The following is a 14,441-nucleotide window of genomic DNA, read 5'->3' as shown; positions in this document are numbered from 1 at the left end:
TCGGCGCCACAAAACAAAAACGCCACGGATTCAGAACCCGTGGCGTTTTTCATTCCAGAACACTATTCGCCGCACATTGAAGCAGCGCGGCCTGCCTTACGCAGCGGCGATCGCTTCGCGGGCGGAAGCCAGCGCGGCGCCGGCGGCGTCCGGACCCATGTTCAGGCCTTCGGCGTAGATGAAGTTTACGTCGGTCATGCCGAGGAAGCCGAGGAAGCTCTTCAGGTACGGCGTCTGGCTATCGTTCGGCGTGCCGAGATACTTGCCGCCGCGTGCCGACACGACGTACACCTTCTTGCCCTTCACGAGACCTTCCGGACCATTCGCCGTGTACTGGAACGTGATACCGGCACGTGCGATGAAGTCGAAATACGTCTTCAGTTGCGACGAGATGCCGAAGTTGTACATCGGCGCGCCGATCACGACGATGTCGGCGGCTTGCAGTTCGGCGATCAGCGCTTCGCTGCGCGCAGCGATCGCGGCTTGCTCGGCCGTGCGTTGGTCAGCCGGCGTGAAGAACGCGCCGAGGACGGCGTCGTCCAGATGCGGCAGCGGTTCGGCTTGCAGATTGCGGACGACGACTTGCGCGCCCGGATTCGATTGTTGCAGCTTTGCGGTCAGCTCGTTGACGAGTAGCGTCGAGTTCGCGCCTTGCGAGCGGGCTGCCGAGTTGATTTGCAGGATCGTGGTCATGGTTGACTCCAGTAGGGGCGCGCTGTGTTGCGCGAGTGGAGCCATTGTGTTTTTTTACCGACCCGGGAAAAAGCCATCCGGCAGCGACGGATTGTTGCACTGGTAGGACAATCCGCCGCGCCCGGCCGTCCATTGTGGACGGCCCGGATGACGATCAGCTTTCCAGCCAGCGCTCGCGCGCCTTGCGCGCGGCGGCCCGCTTGTCGCTGACGGCGAGCTTGTAGCGCGCGACCTCAGGCCCGTCCAGCTTGACTTGCGCGACGCGCAGTTCGTCGCGGCGGAACGCGTGAACCTCGACTTTCGCGCCCGGCTGATAGCGCGCGAGCAATCCGTCAAGATTCGAGCCGGTCACGCGCAGGCCGTCCACCGCGATCAGCACGTCGCCAGCCGAGAGCCCGGCTTTTTGCGCGGCGCTGCCGTCATGAACGGCCGCGAGCGTGCAATCCGCGCCGCCGCGCACGCGTGCGCCGAGCGACGGCTTGCCGTTCTTTTCGAGTTCCGGCGCGATTGCTACGCCGAACGGCGCGAGCAGCGTCTCGAGCGGCAGATCGTGCGTGCCGTGCACGGCTTCGGCGAACAACTCACCGAGTTTCGCGCCGGTCGCTTCCGCGAAAAGCGCCTCAATCTCGCTTTCGTCGACGCCAACCGGTTTGCCGCGATAGAAGTCACGGCCGAAGCGCTGCCAGAGCAAGCGCATCACGTCGTCGAGCGATTTGCGGTTGTTGGTCTGCGCGCGAATCGTCAGATCGAACGCCAGCGCGACGAGCGAACCCTTGGTGTAGTAGCTGACGATCGCGTTCGGCGCGTTCTCGTCCTGCCGATAATATTTGACCCACGCGTCGAACGAGCTTTCGGCGACGCTCTGTTTCAGGCGCCCACTGCCGCGCTGCACGCCACCGACCACCTTGCCGAGCAGGCCGAAGTAGTCGTCCTGCGTGATCAGGCCGCTGCGCACGAGGATCAGATCGTCATAGTAAGAGGTGAAGCCCTCGAACAGCCACAGCAGCGACGTGTAGTTTTCGACGCTCAGGTCGTACGGCGCGAACACGGCCGGCTTGATGCGCTTCACGTTCCAGGTGTGGAAGTATTCGTGGCTGCACAAACCGAGATAGGTCCGGTAGCCTTCGGTGAGCGCCTCGCGCCCTTCCACCGGCAGATCGCCGCGATTGCAGATCAGCGCGGTCGAAGCGCGGTGTTCGAGGCCGCCGTAACCATCCGTGACGGCCTGGGTTATGAATACGTAGCGATCCACCGGCGCTTTCTTCGACTTGGGCTCGAACAATGCGATCTGCGCTTCGCAGATGCGCTTCAGGTCGGCGGACAGACGCGCCATGTCCAGCCCGACCACGCGCCCGGCGATCACGACGTCGTGCGGCACGCCGTGCGCCTTGAACGTCGCGAGCGCGAATTCGCCCAGCGTGACGGGATGATCGATCAGCTCGTCGTAGTTCTGTGCGCGATACTCGCCGAAACCATAACGCTTCGTGCCGCGCGCCTCCGGCAGCGCGGTGGCGACACGCCAGTTGCGATACGCGGCGCCTTCCGGCTTCTGGATATCGACCACGCACTGCGCCTCTTCGTGACCGAGCGGCGAGAGAAACACGCTCGTGCCGTTGAAAAAGCCGGTCGTATCGTCGAGATGCGCGGCGCGCACCGACAGATCCCACGCGTAGACCTCGTAGCGCAGCGTCAGCGCGCCTTTGACCGGCGCGGCATGCCAGGTGTGCTTGTCGGTCTTTTCGACGCGCACCTTGCGGCCCGCGTCGTTGAAAGCACGCAGCGTCACGATGTTGCGGGCGAACTCGCGCACCATGTAGCTGCCCGGAATCCACACCGGCAGCATGAAACGCTGACCGGCCGGATCGGGATCGGCGACGGTCACGGTGACTTCGAACAGGTGGGCCGCGGGTTGCTTGGGAACGATGGTGTAGCGGATCGGCTTCATCGGCGGCGATTAGAAGAGGTGAGGCGGGGATAGTCGGGCTTGATGCGAAAGGAGGCGCACGTCGCGCCTCCTTTGTTCGATGTGTTCCGTGTGCTCAGCGCACTGCGGACATTTCCTTGTCCAGCCGGTCGGCCGGCACGGCGCCGGGCAGGCGGCGGCCGTCGGCGAGGAACACCGTGGGCGTGCCGTCGACGTTCATCGCGTGGCCAAGCGCCAGGTTCTTGTCGATCGCGGCGGTGTCGCAGGTGCCGGCGGCGGTGGGCGCCTGATGGTCCTGCATCCACGATTCCCATGCCTTCGCACGGTCCGTCGAACACCAGATCGACTTCGACTTCGCGGTCGAATCGGGCGACAGCACCGGGTACAGGAACGTATAGATCGTCACGTTATCGATCGACTTCAGCGACGTTTCGAGCTGCTTGCAGTACGGGCAGTTCGGGTCGGAGAACACGGCGATCTTGCGCGCGCCGTTGCCCTTCACGACCTTCACGGCGTTGGCGAACGGCAGGCTCGCGAAATCGATACGGTTGGTTTCCGCGAGGCGCGCTTCAGTCAGATTCTTACGGGTCTTCGCGTCGACCATGTCGCCGAGCATCAGATAGTCGCCGTTCGCGTCGCTATAGACGATCTGCGAGCCGAGGTTCACTTCGTACAGGCCGGCGATCGGCGATTTCGTCACGCTCTTGATCGTCACGTCCGCGAGGCGCGTTTGCAGCGTGGCTTTGAGCTTGTCGGTAGTCTGGTCGGCCTGTGCGGAGCAGCCGATCGTGACGGCTGCGATTGCAAGCGCGGCGGCCGCCACGCGGAAAGTCTTCTTCATGCTGAATTCCTGGGTTCAATCGCGCTATTGCGCGTTTCGTGACGTTCCCGGTCTGACCGGAACGGCGTCCATCCGTTCATGATACCTGCCTGGCCGGCAGCGGCATGCCGGGCCGGGCGCGTCAGCCCAACGCGGCCGACACCAGCCAGCGTTTGATGAACGGCTGCGCACCGACGAAAGCCATGCCGGTATTGCGCAGCGCCTTGGCGAACGGACCGGGAACGGAAAAGAGTTTTTGCAGACCGTCGGTGGCGATCATCAGCGCGCGAATGTCTTCGCGGCGCGCGCGTTCGTAGCGGCGCAGCAGCACCATGTCGCCGAGATCGCGGAACGACTCCTTGCCGGCGACGGTGTCAGCGAGCGCCGCGACGTCGCGCAGGCCGAGGTTCATGCCCTGCCCGGCCAGCGGATGGATCAGATGCGCGGCGTCGCCGACCAGCGCGACGCGTGGCGCCACCAGCCGGTCGACCGTTTGCAGCGCGAGCGGGAAACCTTGCGCGGGCGTCACGCAATCGAGCGCACCGAACTGACCGCCCGTCACGCGTTCCACTTCAGCGGCGAGCTGCGCCGGATCGAGCGCGACCAGTTGCTCTGCGTGCTCGGTGCGCGCCGACCACACCAGCGAGACGTGGCCGTCCGGCATGGGCAGGAGCGCGATGATCTCGCCGTCCTTGAACCATTGATACGCGGTTTCGCTGTGCGGCTTCTCGGCCTTGAAATTGGCGACCACGCCGGTTTGCTTATAGTCGCGCCGGACCATCTTCGAGCCGATCTGCGCGCGCACCCACGAATGCGCGCCGTCCGCGCCGACCACCAGATCGGCTTCGAGCACATTGCCGTTGGCGAGGCCGACGCTGGCGCTGTCAGCGGTGAAGTCCAGCGCCTGGGCGCGCGTGTCGATCCAGGTAAGATTCGGCTGGAAGCGCAGCGCGGCGTCCAATGCGCGCTCGATCACCGACGACTCGACGATCCACGCGAGTTGCGGCACCGAAGCCTGAAACGCGGAGAAATGCAGTTCGGCGTGCGCGTCACCGTAGACGCGCATGTCGTAGACCGGCCCGAGCCGCGTCAGATCGAGCGCCTGCCAGACCCGCAAACGCTCCAGCAGAGCCTGCGAGCTCGACGACAGCGCGTAGACCCGCGAGTCGAAGCTGGCGCCGTGGGGCAGCGCCGCGCAGGGCTGCGCGAGCAGCGCCACGCGCAGTCCGCCTTGCGTCAGCGCCAGCGCCGCGGTCTTGCCGACGAGCCCGCCGCCGATCACGGCGGCATCAAAGGTCTGGTGGTGTGCATTCATCCGCGCATTATAGCCGCGGGGGTTGCGAGGGACGGATCGACGCGCTCGGCGTTTGCGCCCGAACAAGCGCGCCGATACTCGCAGACGACCGTCCGCCGCCAGCGCCGCGTCCGCTTCGCGCAGCCGCGTGAATTCGCGCTCGGAAGACAGGAACGCCATGCGCCCGCCCGGACGGCAAGCGCCGCTCTCCGTCTGCCGCAGCAGTGAGCCGATCCGAACGGGTTACAATTACGCTTTCCGTGAAAACTCGCACCCGGTCGTCGAGCAACGCCCCGATCCGGTGTCTTGTCCCGCTCCGCTGCATTTGTCCGCCACGCCACACGCGAAGGCTTCTCGAATCCTGCATATAGCGTCGAGCGCATCACGCAACTTACTGAATCAATGAAGGATTTCCATGAGCCTCAAATGCGGCATCGTCGGCCTGCCTAACGTCGGCAAGTCCACCCTGTTCAATGCGCTGACCAAGGCGGGCATCGCCGCCGAAAATTACCCGTTCTGCACGATCGAGCCGAACGTCGGCATTGTCGAAGTGCCGGACGCGCGTCTGAAGGCGCTCGCTGAAATCGTCAAGCCGGAACGCATCCTGCCGGCCGTGGTGGAATTCGTCGACATCGCCGGTCTGGTGGCCGGCGCGAGCAAGGGCGAAGGTCTGGGCAACCAGTTTCTCGCCAACATCCGCGAAACGGATGCGATCACGCACGTGGTGCGCTGCTTCGAAGACGAGAACGTGATTCACGTCGCGAACAAGATCGATCCGCTGTCGGATATCGAGGTGATCAACACCGAACTGGCGCTGGCCGACCTCGCGACCGTCGAAAAGGCGCTGGCGCGCTATTCGAAGGCGGCCAAGTCGGGTAACGACAAGGAAGCTATCAAGAACGCCGCCGTGCTGGAAAAAGTGCGCGCGCAGCTCGACCAGGCCAAACCGGTCCGTGCGCTCGACCTGTCCGACGAAGAAAAAGCCACGCTCAAGCCGTTCTGCCTGATCACCGCGAAGCCGACCATGTACGTGGCCAACGTGAAGGAAGACGGTTTCGAGAACAACCCGCATCTGGACGCGGTCACGAAGTTCGCGGCTGCGGAAAACGCGCCGGTCGTCGCCGTGTGCGCCGCGATCGAAGCGGAAATCGCCGACCTCGACGAAGCCGACATGGAAGTGTTCCTCGCCGACATGGGCATGGAAGAGCCGGGCCTGAACCGCGTGATCCGCGCCGGCTTCAAGCTGCTGGGCCTGCAGACCTACTTCACGGCGGGCGTGAAGGAAGTGCGCGCGTGGACGATCCATATCGGCGATACCGCGCCGCAGGCGGCCGGCGCGATTCACACGGACTTCGAGCGCGGCTTCATTCGCGCGCAGACCATCGCGTTCAACGACTACATCACCTACAAGGGTGAACAAGGCGCGAAGGAAGCCGGCAAGATGCGCGCGGAAGGCAAGGAATACGTCGTGCACGACGGCGACGTGATGAACTTCCTGTTCAACGTGTAAGTTTGAGTTTGAACCTCGGCTTCAGCGCGAGGCGGCCACGGGTGGAAACCTGAACGCCGCCATCCGCGCAGCCGGTGACATTGAAAGAGCCCGCTTCGAGCGGGCTCTTTGCTTTACTGCCCGCCACTTGTGCCGGCGCGCCCGCACTGCAGCGGCAACGCGATACCGTTCCTGACGGGCGTCATCTTCGACGGCGAATCCGCGAGCACCGCGTCGATGCCGAGGCACGCAGCCGTGCGGTAATCGTCCGCATCGTTCACGGCAATCGCAATGATTCGCACGTCCGGCTTCTGCCTGAAGCACGCGACCGTGGCAGGCGTCCATAACGTAGCCTGCACGTCCGAGCGCCCTTCTCCAAGCGTGAACTTCTCGACCACCGTCAATGCGCGGTGCAACTCGAACGCGCTCATCGCGTGTTCGGCCGGCGCGTCCACACAACCCTGATTCAGCAGGACACGCACGAGCCGCCCACGCGTGGCATCGCGCGATTCGAATAGCCGCGCTTGCGGATACGCGGCAAAGCTCCGTTGATAGTCCGCTTCAGTCGAATAGATCGACACGCGCCGCCATGCGTTTTCTTCATCGAGTACGCGCGCGACGGCCAGCGTCTGCGGTTCGGCTGGCAGCGCCTTCATATCGAGGATCACCGGCATGCCAGCCGGCATGATGCGCAGTGCTTCGCGCAGCGTCGGAATGCCCAAAGGGTGATCGCGATACGGATAGGCATCCGCGCGGCGGAACGTCCACCCCGCATTCACGCGTGCGAGTTGAGCCGCCGTATACACGGACACTGGCCCTTTCGCGTCGGTCAACGCCGACAGATCGCCCGGCCGATAAAGAACCGGCACGCCATCCTTGCTCAACTGCACGGTGAGCCACATCGCGTCGGCGTGATTCGTGATCGACAGGCGAATCGCTTCGAGCGTGTTCTCGGGCGCATCGCCCGTGCCACCGCGATGCGCGATGATCGCCGGCAACGCGCTCACCTGCGTGACGGCATTGTTCGGCGTCAAGGGAGGCGTGAGCGAACAACCCGCCAGTAAAAGGCCTGCAATAAAGCTGCCTCCCGTCAATCGTACTGAACTCAGCATCTGGAATCCTGATTAATACCCACCGTGGCGTAACGTACACGAAGCAGGCACACGCGCAACGGACGTCTATCATGCCCGCACGCGAACGGCCGCGTCCAGCGAACGAGCTCAGTCCCTGCTCCCACGCAAACTCGCGCATTCGTCGCCCACTCAATGGGCATATCAACACCCGCTGTTTCCGTTTTGTGACACCGATGTTAAATTGCGGCATTCGGCGACCACCAAAAATGGTGCGCGCCGTCCGGCCGCCGACGCCGGACTGTCATCGAACACAACTAGAATCGCGCGATTCGCATCCGCGCCCGTTCCGACACTGGAGACAAATCGATGAGTTTGAAGCCGCTAATCCGTTCTCTTTCCGTTGCCGCCGTATTGAGCGCCGGCCTCACTCAGGCGGCCTACGCCGCAACTGAAATCCAGTTCTGGCACGGCATGGAAGCCGCGCTGGGCGAACGGCTGAACGACATTGCCAACGCGTTCAACGCGTCGCAAAGCGACTACAAGATCGTGCCGGTGTTCAAAGGCACTTACGACCAGACCCTCGCCGCCGGCATCGCCGCCTATCGCAGCGGCAATGCGCCGGCCATCCTCCAGGTCTACGAAGTCGGCACCGCCACGATGATGCAGGCGAAGAAGGCCGTGATCCCCGTCTCCGAAGTGTTCAAGCAGGCCGGCGTGCCGCTGGATGAAAAGGCCTTCGTGCCGACCATCGCCAGCTATTACAGCGACGCGAAAACGGGCGAGCTGATCTCGATGCCGTTCAACAGTTCGACGCCGGTGCTGTACTACAACAAGGACGCGTTCAAGAAAGCCGGCCTCGATCCGAACCAGCCGCCGAAAACCTGGGCGGAACTGCAGGCCGACGCGCAGAAGCTGAAGGCGTCGGGCATGGCGTGCGGTTATTCGTCGGGCTGGCAGAGCTGGATCCAACTCGAAAACTACAGCGCCTGGCATGGCGCGCCGTTCGCGACGAAGAACAATGGCTTCGACGGCCCGGACGCGCAACTGGAATTCAACAAGCCGCTGCAGGTCGCGCATATCCAGTTCCTGCAAAACATGCAGAAGGACGGCACCTTCACCTACGTCGGCCGCAAGGACGAACCGGTGTCGAAGTTCTATAGCGGCGACTGCGGGATCATCACCAACTCGTCGGGGTCGCTCGCCACGATCAAGAAGTACGCGAAGTTCAGCTTCGGCACCGGCATGATGCCCTACGACGCCAGCGTGAAGGGCGCGCCGCAGAACGCGATCATCGGTGGGGCGAGCCTGTGGGTGCTGTCGGGCAAGGATCCGGCCGTCTACAAGGGCGTGGCAAAATTCCTCTCGTATCTGTCGTCGGCGCCGGTTGCGGCCAAGTGGCATCAGGACACCGGCTATCTACCGGTCACCACCGCCGCTTATCAACTGACGCAGCAACAAGGCTTTTACGAGAAAAATCCGGGCAGCGACACCGCCATCAAGCAGATGCTCAACAAGCCGCCGCTGCCGTACACGAAGGGATTGCGTCTGGGCAACATGCCGCAGATCCGCACGATCATCGACGAAGAACTCGAACAGGTTTGGGCTCAGAAGAAGACGCCGCAACAGGCGCTCGACGCGTCCGTGTCGCGTGGCGATGAACTGCTGCGCCGCTTCGAGAAAGCCGGCAACTGAGCCGAAAACTGAGCGGAAAACTGAGCGGAAAACTGAGCGAACGAGGTTCCGGCGCGCCCGCGCCGGAACCCGTGGTTGCCGCAGAACCTTGGATATCATCGATGGAAAAGCGCTCCAGCTTCGGCACCAGCCTGCTGCCCTACCTGCTCGTCGCGCCGCAACTCGCGATCACGCTGCTGTTTTTCCTGTGGCCGGCCGGTGAGGCGCTGTGGCAATCCACGCAAAGTCAGGACGCGTTCGGCACGTCGAGCGAGTTCGTCGGGCTCGCCAACTTCAAGCAGCTCTTTGCCGATCCGCTCTACCTGTCGTCGTTCTACACGACGCTGATCTTCTGCGCGCTCGTCACGGTGTCCGGCCTCGTGATCTCGCTGTTGCTGGCAGTCTGCGCCGATCGCGTCACGCGCGGCGCCAAGACCTATCAAACGCTCCTGATCTGGCCGTATGCCGTCGCGCCCGCGATTGCCGCCGTGTTGTGGTCGTTTCTGTTCAACCCGAGCATCGGCCTCGTCACCTACGCGCTGGCCAAGTACGGCATTGTCTGGAATCACGCGCTGAACGCAGGTCAGGCGATGTTCCTCGTGGTGCTCGCGTCCGTCTGGAAACAGGTCAGCTATAACTTTCTGTTCTTCTATGCCGGCTTGCAGGCGATCCCGCGCTCGCTCATCGAAGCGGCGGCGATCGACGGCGCCGGCCCGGTACGGCGCTTTTTCGGCATCGCACTGCCGCTGCTGTCGCCGACCAGCTTCTTCCTGCTGGTGATCAACATCACCTACGCGTTCTTCGACACCTTCCCGGTGATCGACGCAGCCACCGGCGGCGGCCCCGCGCAATCCACTCGCACGCTGATCTACAAGATCTTCGCCGAAGGTTTTCAGGGGCTCGACATTGGCAGTTCCGGCGCGCAGTCGGTGATCCTGATGGGGATCGTCGTCGCGTTGACGGTCGTGCAATTCCGCTTTATCGAACGCAGGGTTCAATACTCATGATCGAGAACCGCCGCGGTTTCGACCTCTTCTGCCACGCGGTGCTGATTCTCGGCGTCGTGCTGGTGGTGTTTCCGGTCTACGTCGCGTTCTGCGCGGCGACCATGAGCGAGCAACAGGTGTTCAGCGTGCCGCTTTCGCTGGTGCCGAGCACGCATCTGTTCGAGAACATCGCGACGGTCTGGTCGCAAGGCAGCGGCAACGCGGCGGCGCCGTTCGGCCGCATGCTGTTCAACAGCCTCGTGATGGCGCTGGTGATTTCGATCGGCAAGATCGCGGTCTCCATGATCTCCGCTTACGCGATCGTGTTCTTCCGTTTCCCGTTTCGTAATCTCGCGTTCTGGCTGATCTTCATCACGTTGATGCTGCCGGTCGAAGTGCGGATCTTTCCGACCGTGCAGGTCGTGTCGTCGATGCATCTGAGCAATACGTACAGCGGTTTGACATTGCCGCTGATCGCCTCGGCCACCGCGACATTCCTGTTCCGCCAGTTCTTCATGACGCTGCCGGACGAATTGATGGAAGCGGCGCGCATCGACGGCGCGGGCGCCATGCGGTTTTTCTGGGACGTGGTCCTGCCGCTGTCGAAAACGAACATGGCGGCCCTCTTCGTCATCACCTTCATTTACGGCTGGAATCAGTACCTGTGGCCGATTCTGATCACGAGCCAGCAATCGCTGACCACGGCCGTGGTCGGCATAAAAAGCATGATCGCCTCCGGCGACACCGCGACCGAATGGCATCTCGTGATGACCGCGACGCTGCTCGCGATGCTGCCACCGCTCGCCGTCGTGCTGACGATGCAGCGCTGGTTCGTGCGCGGACTCGTGGACGCGGAGAAGTAAGCGGCGCCCGTTTGAGCGAGCTTATTCCGGCATTGAAATAACAACACCGCACGACGCGCGGCAAGCAACGAAAGGCTAAAACGGCATGGCTGCACTGACTCTGCAAGGCGTGAAAAAAACCTACGACGGCAAACAGTTCGTGTTGCACGGCATCGACGTGGACGTCGCCGACGGCGAGTTCGTCGTGATGGTCGGCCCGTCCGGCTGCGGCAAATCGACCTTGCTGCGGATGGTGGCGGGACTGGAGCGCATCTCCGAAGGCAGTATTTCGATCGCCGGCAAAGTGGTCAACCAGCTCGAACCGAAAGATCGCAACATCGCGATGGTGTTCCAGAACTACGCGCTCTATCCGCATATGAGCGTGGCCGAGAACATGGGTTACGCGCTGAAGATCGCGGGCGTGGACCGGGCGCAGATCAGGCAGCGCGTGGACGCCGCCGCGCAGATTCTCGAACTCGAAGCGCTACTGCAACGCAAGCCCCGCGAATTGTCCGGCGGACAACGGCAACGTGTCGCGATGGGCCGCGCTATCGTGCGCAAGCCGGCGGTGTTTCTGTTCGACGAACCGCTGTCGAATCTCGACGCGCGCCTGCGCGTGCAGATGCGGCTCGAAATCCAGCGTCTGCATGCGCGGCTCGCCACCACGAGCCTGTATGTGACGCACGATCAGATCGAAGCGATGACGCTCGCCCAGCGCGTGATCGTGATGAACAAAGGCCACGCCGAGCAGATCGGCGCGCCGACCGAAGTCTATGAGCGGCCCGCCACGGTGTTCGTCGCGAGCTTTATCGGCTCGCCCGGGATGAATCTGCTGGAAGGCCGCGTGTCGGACGACGGCTCCGTTTTCGAAGTGGCGGGCAACGGTCCAAAGCTGCCTTTGACGGGCGTGGCGTCGATCGGCCGCGAAGTCGCCAAAGGGCGCGAGTGGACACTCGGCATTCGTCCGGAACACATGAGCCCGGGTCAGGCGGACGCGCCTCACGCGACGCTCACCGTCGATTCCTGCGAACTGCTCGGCGCGGACAATCTCGCGCACGGTCGCTGGGGCAAGCATGACGTGACGGTGCGCTTGCCGCATGCGCATCGGCCCGCGGCGGGCGAAGCGCTGCACGTGGCGCTGCCCGCGCAACATCTGCATTTCTTCGACCCGGCCAGCGGCAAGCGCGCGAACTGAGGCCTGATAAATCGCCCGAGCAGTCAGAATAACAAGCACTCGAAAGACCATGATGGGCATGACCCGTAAGACCTTGCGATCCTGCGCGGTAGTCGCAGCGCTGCTGTTTAGCGTCTCGTCGGCGTTCGCGTATGTTGCGCCGGGCACGACGCCGGACGAAGCGAACCTCAGCAATCACAATACCTACACCAATCGCGACGGCAACACCGTGCACGCGCCGGCCCGCTCGTTATCCGGCAAGGCGCCGGAAGGCGCCACGGCACGTTGCCGCGACGGCACCTACAGCTTTAGCCGCCACCGCAGCGGCACGTGTTCGCGCCACGGCGGCGTGGCGGATTGGCTCTGAGCATCCGGGCGGGACCTAGCCGAACGGACACCCACTGCCGTGCCCTGCCCCTGCCGAAGTACAATGCCATTTGAAGAACCCGCCCGCGCGCGGGGTGTCGCGAAGTTCGACGCCACGCTCCAAGCCGCGCCGGCCGGCGCCGGGCGCTCTGCCCGGCCATAACACCGATTACCCATCCACCCACGACTGCCCGCCCCCTCGCGGCCGGCGTCGTCAACGTCTATTGCAAGCAAATGGCCCAATACGTTTTCACCATGAACCGGGTCGGCAAGATCGTGCCGCCCAAGCGTCAAATCCTCAAGGACATCTCGCTGTCGTTCTTTCCCGGCGCGAAGATCGGCCTGCTCGGCCTGAACGGCTCGGGCAAGTCGACGCTGATCCGCATCATGGCCGGTGTGGACAAGGACATCGAAGGCGAAGCCACGCCGATGCCGAACCTGAACATCGGCTATCTGCCGCAGGAACCGCAACTCGATCCGAACAAGACGGTGCGTGAAGCGGTCGAGGAAGGTCTCGGCGATGTCTTCGGCGCGCAAAAGAAACTGGACGAAATCTACGCGGCCTACGCCGAACCGGACGCCGACTTCGACGCGCTCGCCGCCGAACAGGCGAAGTACGAAGCGATCCTCGCCACCGCCGACGGCAGCGCTGAGCAGCAAATCGAAATCGCTGCCGACGCACTGCGCCTGCCGGCCTGGGACGCAAAGATCGAGCATCTGTCGGGTGGCGAAAAGCGCCGCGTCGCGCTGTGCAAGCTCCTGCTCGAAAAGCCGGACATGCTGTTGCTGGATGAGCCGACCAACCACCTGGACGCGGAATCGGTCGACTGGCTGGAACAGTTCCTCACGCGCTTCCCGGGCACCGTGGTCGCCGTGACTCACGATCGCTACTTCCTCGATAACGCCGCCGAGTGGATTCTCGAACTCGACCGCGGCCACGGCATTCCGTGGAAGGGCAACTACAGCAGCTGGCTCGACCAGAAAGAAGAGCGGCTGAAGCAGGAAGAATCGTCGGAATCGGCGCGTCAGAAGGCCATCAAGAAGGAACTGGAGTGGGTGCGCCAGAACCCGAAGGGCCGTCAGGCGAAGTCGAAGGCGCGTATTGCCCGCTTCGAGGAACTGAACAGCCAGGACTACCAGAAGCGCAACGAAACGCAGGAAATCTTCATTCCGGTCGGCGACCGTCTCGGCAATGAAGTGATCGAGTTCAAGAACGTCAGCAAGTCGTATGGCGACCGCCTGCTGCTCGACAACGTCAGCTTCAAGATTCCGGCTGGCGCGATCGTCGGCATCATTGGGCCGAACGGCGCGGGTAAGTCCACGCTGTTCCGCATGCTGACCGGCCGCGAACAGCCGGATTCGGGCGAGATCGTGCAAGGCCCGACCGTCAAGCTCGCATACGTGGATCAAAGCCGCGACGCGCTGGACGGCTCGAAAACCGTGTTTGAGGAAATCTCCGGCGGTGCGGACGTGCTGACGGTCGGCAAGTATGAAACGCCGTCGCGTGCGTATATCGGGCGCTTCAACTTCAAGGGCGGCGATCAGCAGAAGATCGTCGGCAATCTGTCGGGTGGCGAGCGCGGCCGGCTGCACCTGGCCAAGACGCTGATCGCGGGCGGCAACGTGCTGCTGCTCGACGAACCGTCGAACGATCTCGACGTCGAAACGCTGCGCGCGCTGGAAGACGCGTTGCTCGAGTTCGCAGGCTCCGTGCTGGTGATCTCGCACGATCGCTGGTTCCTCGACCGGATCGCCACGCACATTCTCGCGTTCGAAGGCGATTCGCAAGTCACGTTCTTCGACGGCAATTACCAGGAATACGAAGCCGACAAGCGCGCGCGTCTGGGTGAAGAAGGTGCGCGTCCGAAGCGTCTGCGTTACAAGCCGATCGCGCGATAAGCTCGAACCGGGCGGCCTGCTCGTCGGCTGGGCTGACGCGCAGGCCGCCTCGACGGCCGCGCTCTTGCGTGCGCGCGTGCCCACGTGTGCTCGCGCGGGCGAATTTTGCGGCGCCGCGTAGCAGGTGCCGCGAACACCTGGCGTCGCCGAGATGAGCAGCAGGGCACACAGCTTGCGTACCGTGGCGTGATACGTGTCATCGCGGCAGAG

General features: G+C 63.4%; 12 protein-coding genes. 7 read left to right on the top strand and 5 right to left on the bottom strand.

Annotated elements, in window-relative coordinates; all coding sequences use genetic code 11:
• Positions 1 to 96: 96 nt before the first annotated feature.
• From P0D71_RS19895 to P0D71_RS19880, 4 genes are all read right to left on the bottom strand, one after another.
• Positions 97 to 693, bottom strand: a complete 597-nt coding sequence (locus P0D71_RS19895; RefSeq protein ID WP_091798715.1) for an FMN-dependent NADH-azoreductase — start codon at positions 691 to 693, stop codon at positions 97 to 99.
• 154 nt (positions 694 to 847) lie between these two features.
• Positions 848 to 2,638, bottom strand: coding sequence for a M61 family metallopeptidase (locus tag P0D71_RS19890; RefSeq protein ID WP_408481667.1), 1,791 nt, complete (start codon positions 2,636 to 2,638; stop codon positions 848 to 850).
• Positions 2,639 to 2,732: 94 nt separating this feature from the next.
• A complete protein-coding gene (locus P0D71_RS19885; protein ID WP_091798709.1) occupies positions 2,733 to 3,458 on the bottom strand; it encodes a DsbC family protein in 726 nt (241 codons plus the stop codon).
• Positions 3,459 to 3,579: 121 nt separating this feature from the next.
• Positions 3,580 to 4,752 carry a UbiH/UbiF family hydroxylase gene (locus P0D71_RS19880; protein ID WP_091800995.1) on the bottom strand — a complete coding sequence of 391 codons (1,173 nt, stop codon included), beginning with the start codon at positions 4,750 to 4,752 and terminating at the stop codon, positions 3,580 to 3,582.
• A 394-nt stretch (positions 4,753 to 5,146) separates the two neighbouring features.
• Here P0D71_RS19880 and ychF point away from each other — a divergent pair, with 394 nt between their 5' ends.
• Positions 5,147 to 6,241 carry a redox-regulated ATPase YchF gene (gene ychF / locus P0D71_RS19875; RefSeq protein ID WP_091798706.1) on the top strand — a complete coding sequence of 365 codons (1,095 nt, stop codon included), beginning with the start codon at positions 5,147 to 5,149 and terminating at the stop codon, positions 6,239 to 6,241.
• A gap of 113 nt (positions 6,242 to 6,354) precedes the next feature.
• Here ychF and P0D71_RS19870 read toward each other — a convergent pair whose 3' ends face one another.
• Complete coding sequence (locus P0D71_RS19870; protein WP_408481664.1) at positions 6,355 to 7,332, bottom strand: glycerophosphodiester phosphodiesterase family protein; 978 nt, start codon at positions 7,330 to 7,332, stop codon at positions 6,355 to 6,357.
• 327 nt (positions 7,333 to 7,659) lie between these two features.
• Between P0D71_RS19870 and ugpB the strand changes: the two genes are divergently transcribed.
• From ugpB to ettA, 6 genes are all read left to right on the top strand, one after another.
• Positions 7,660 to 8,985, top strand: coding sequence for a sn-glycerol-3-phosphate ABC transporter substrate-binding protein UgpB (ugpB, locus tag P0D71_RS19865; RefSeq protein WP_408481662.1), 1,326 nt, complete (start codon positions 7,660 to 7,662; stop codon positions 8,983 to 8,985).
• 101 nt (positions 8,986 to 9,086) lie between these two features.
• Complete coding sequence (gene ugpA, locus P0D71_RS19860; protein WP_091798697.1) at positions 9,087 to 9,971, top strand: sn-glycerol-3-phosphate ABC transporter permease UgpA; 885 nt, start codon at positions 9,087 to 9,089, stop codon at positions 9,969 to 9,971.
• Entirely contained in the window at positions 9,968 to 10,813 is an 846-nt protein-coding gene (gene ugpE, locus P0D71_RS19855) for a sn-glycerol-3-phosphate ABC transporter permease UgpE (RefSeq protein ID WP_091798694.1), read from the top strand. The genes ugpA and ugpE overlap by 4 nt, the downstream gene beginning before the upstream one ends.
• 85 nt (positions 10,814 to 10,898) lie before the next feature.
• Positions 10,899 to 11,987, top strand: a complete 1,089-nt coding sequence (locus P0D71_RS19850) for a sn-glycerol-3-phosphate import ATP-binding protein UgpC (RefSeq protein ID WP_408481660.1) — start codon at positions 10,899 to 10,901, stop codon at positions 11,985 to 11,987.
• A 49-nt stretch (positions 11,988 to 12,036) separates the two neighbouring features.
• Positions 12,037 to 12,333, top strand: coding sequence for a DUF3761 domain-containing protein (locus P0D71_RS19845; protein WP_408185676.1), 297 nt, complete (start codon positions 12,037 to 12,039; stop codon positions 12,331 to 12,333).
• 233 nt (positions 12,334 to 12,566) lie between these two features.
• On the top strand, positions 12,567 to 14,231 hold the full coding sequence (gene ettA, locus P0D71_RS19840; protein WP_408481658.1) for an energy-dependent translational throttle protein EttA: 1,665 nt from the start codon (positions 12,567 to 12,569) through the stop codon (positions 14,229 to 14,231).
• Positions 14,232 to 14,441: the final 210 nt, after the last annotated feature.

It is taken from the genome of Paraburkholderia sp. RL17-383-BIF-A, from assembly GCF_046028015.1.
In the GTDB taxonomy this organism is placed as follows: Bacteria; Pseudomonadota; Gammaproteobacteria; order Burkholderiales; family Burkholderiaceae; genus Paraburkholderia.
This window is presented reverse-complemented; position numbering and strand designations above follow the sequence as displayed.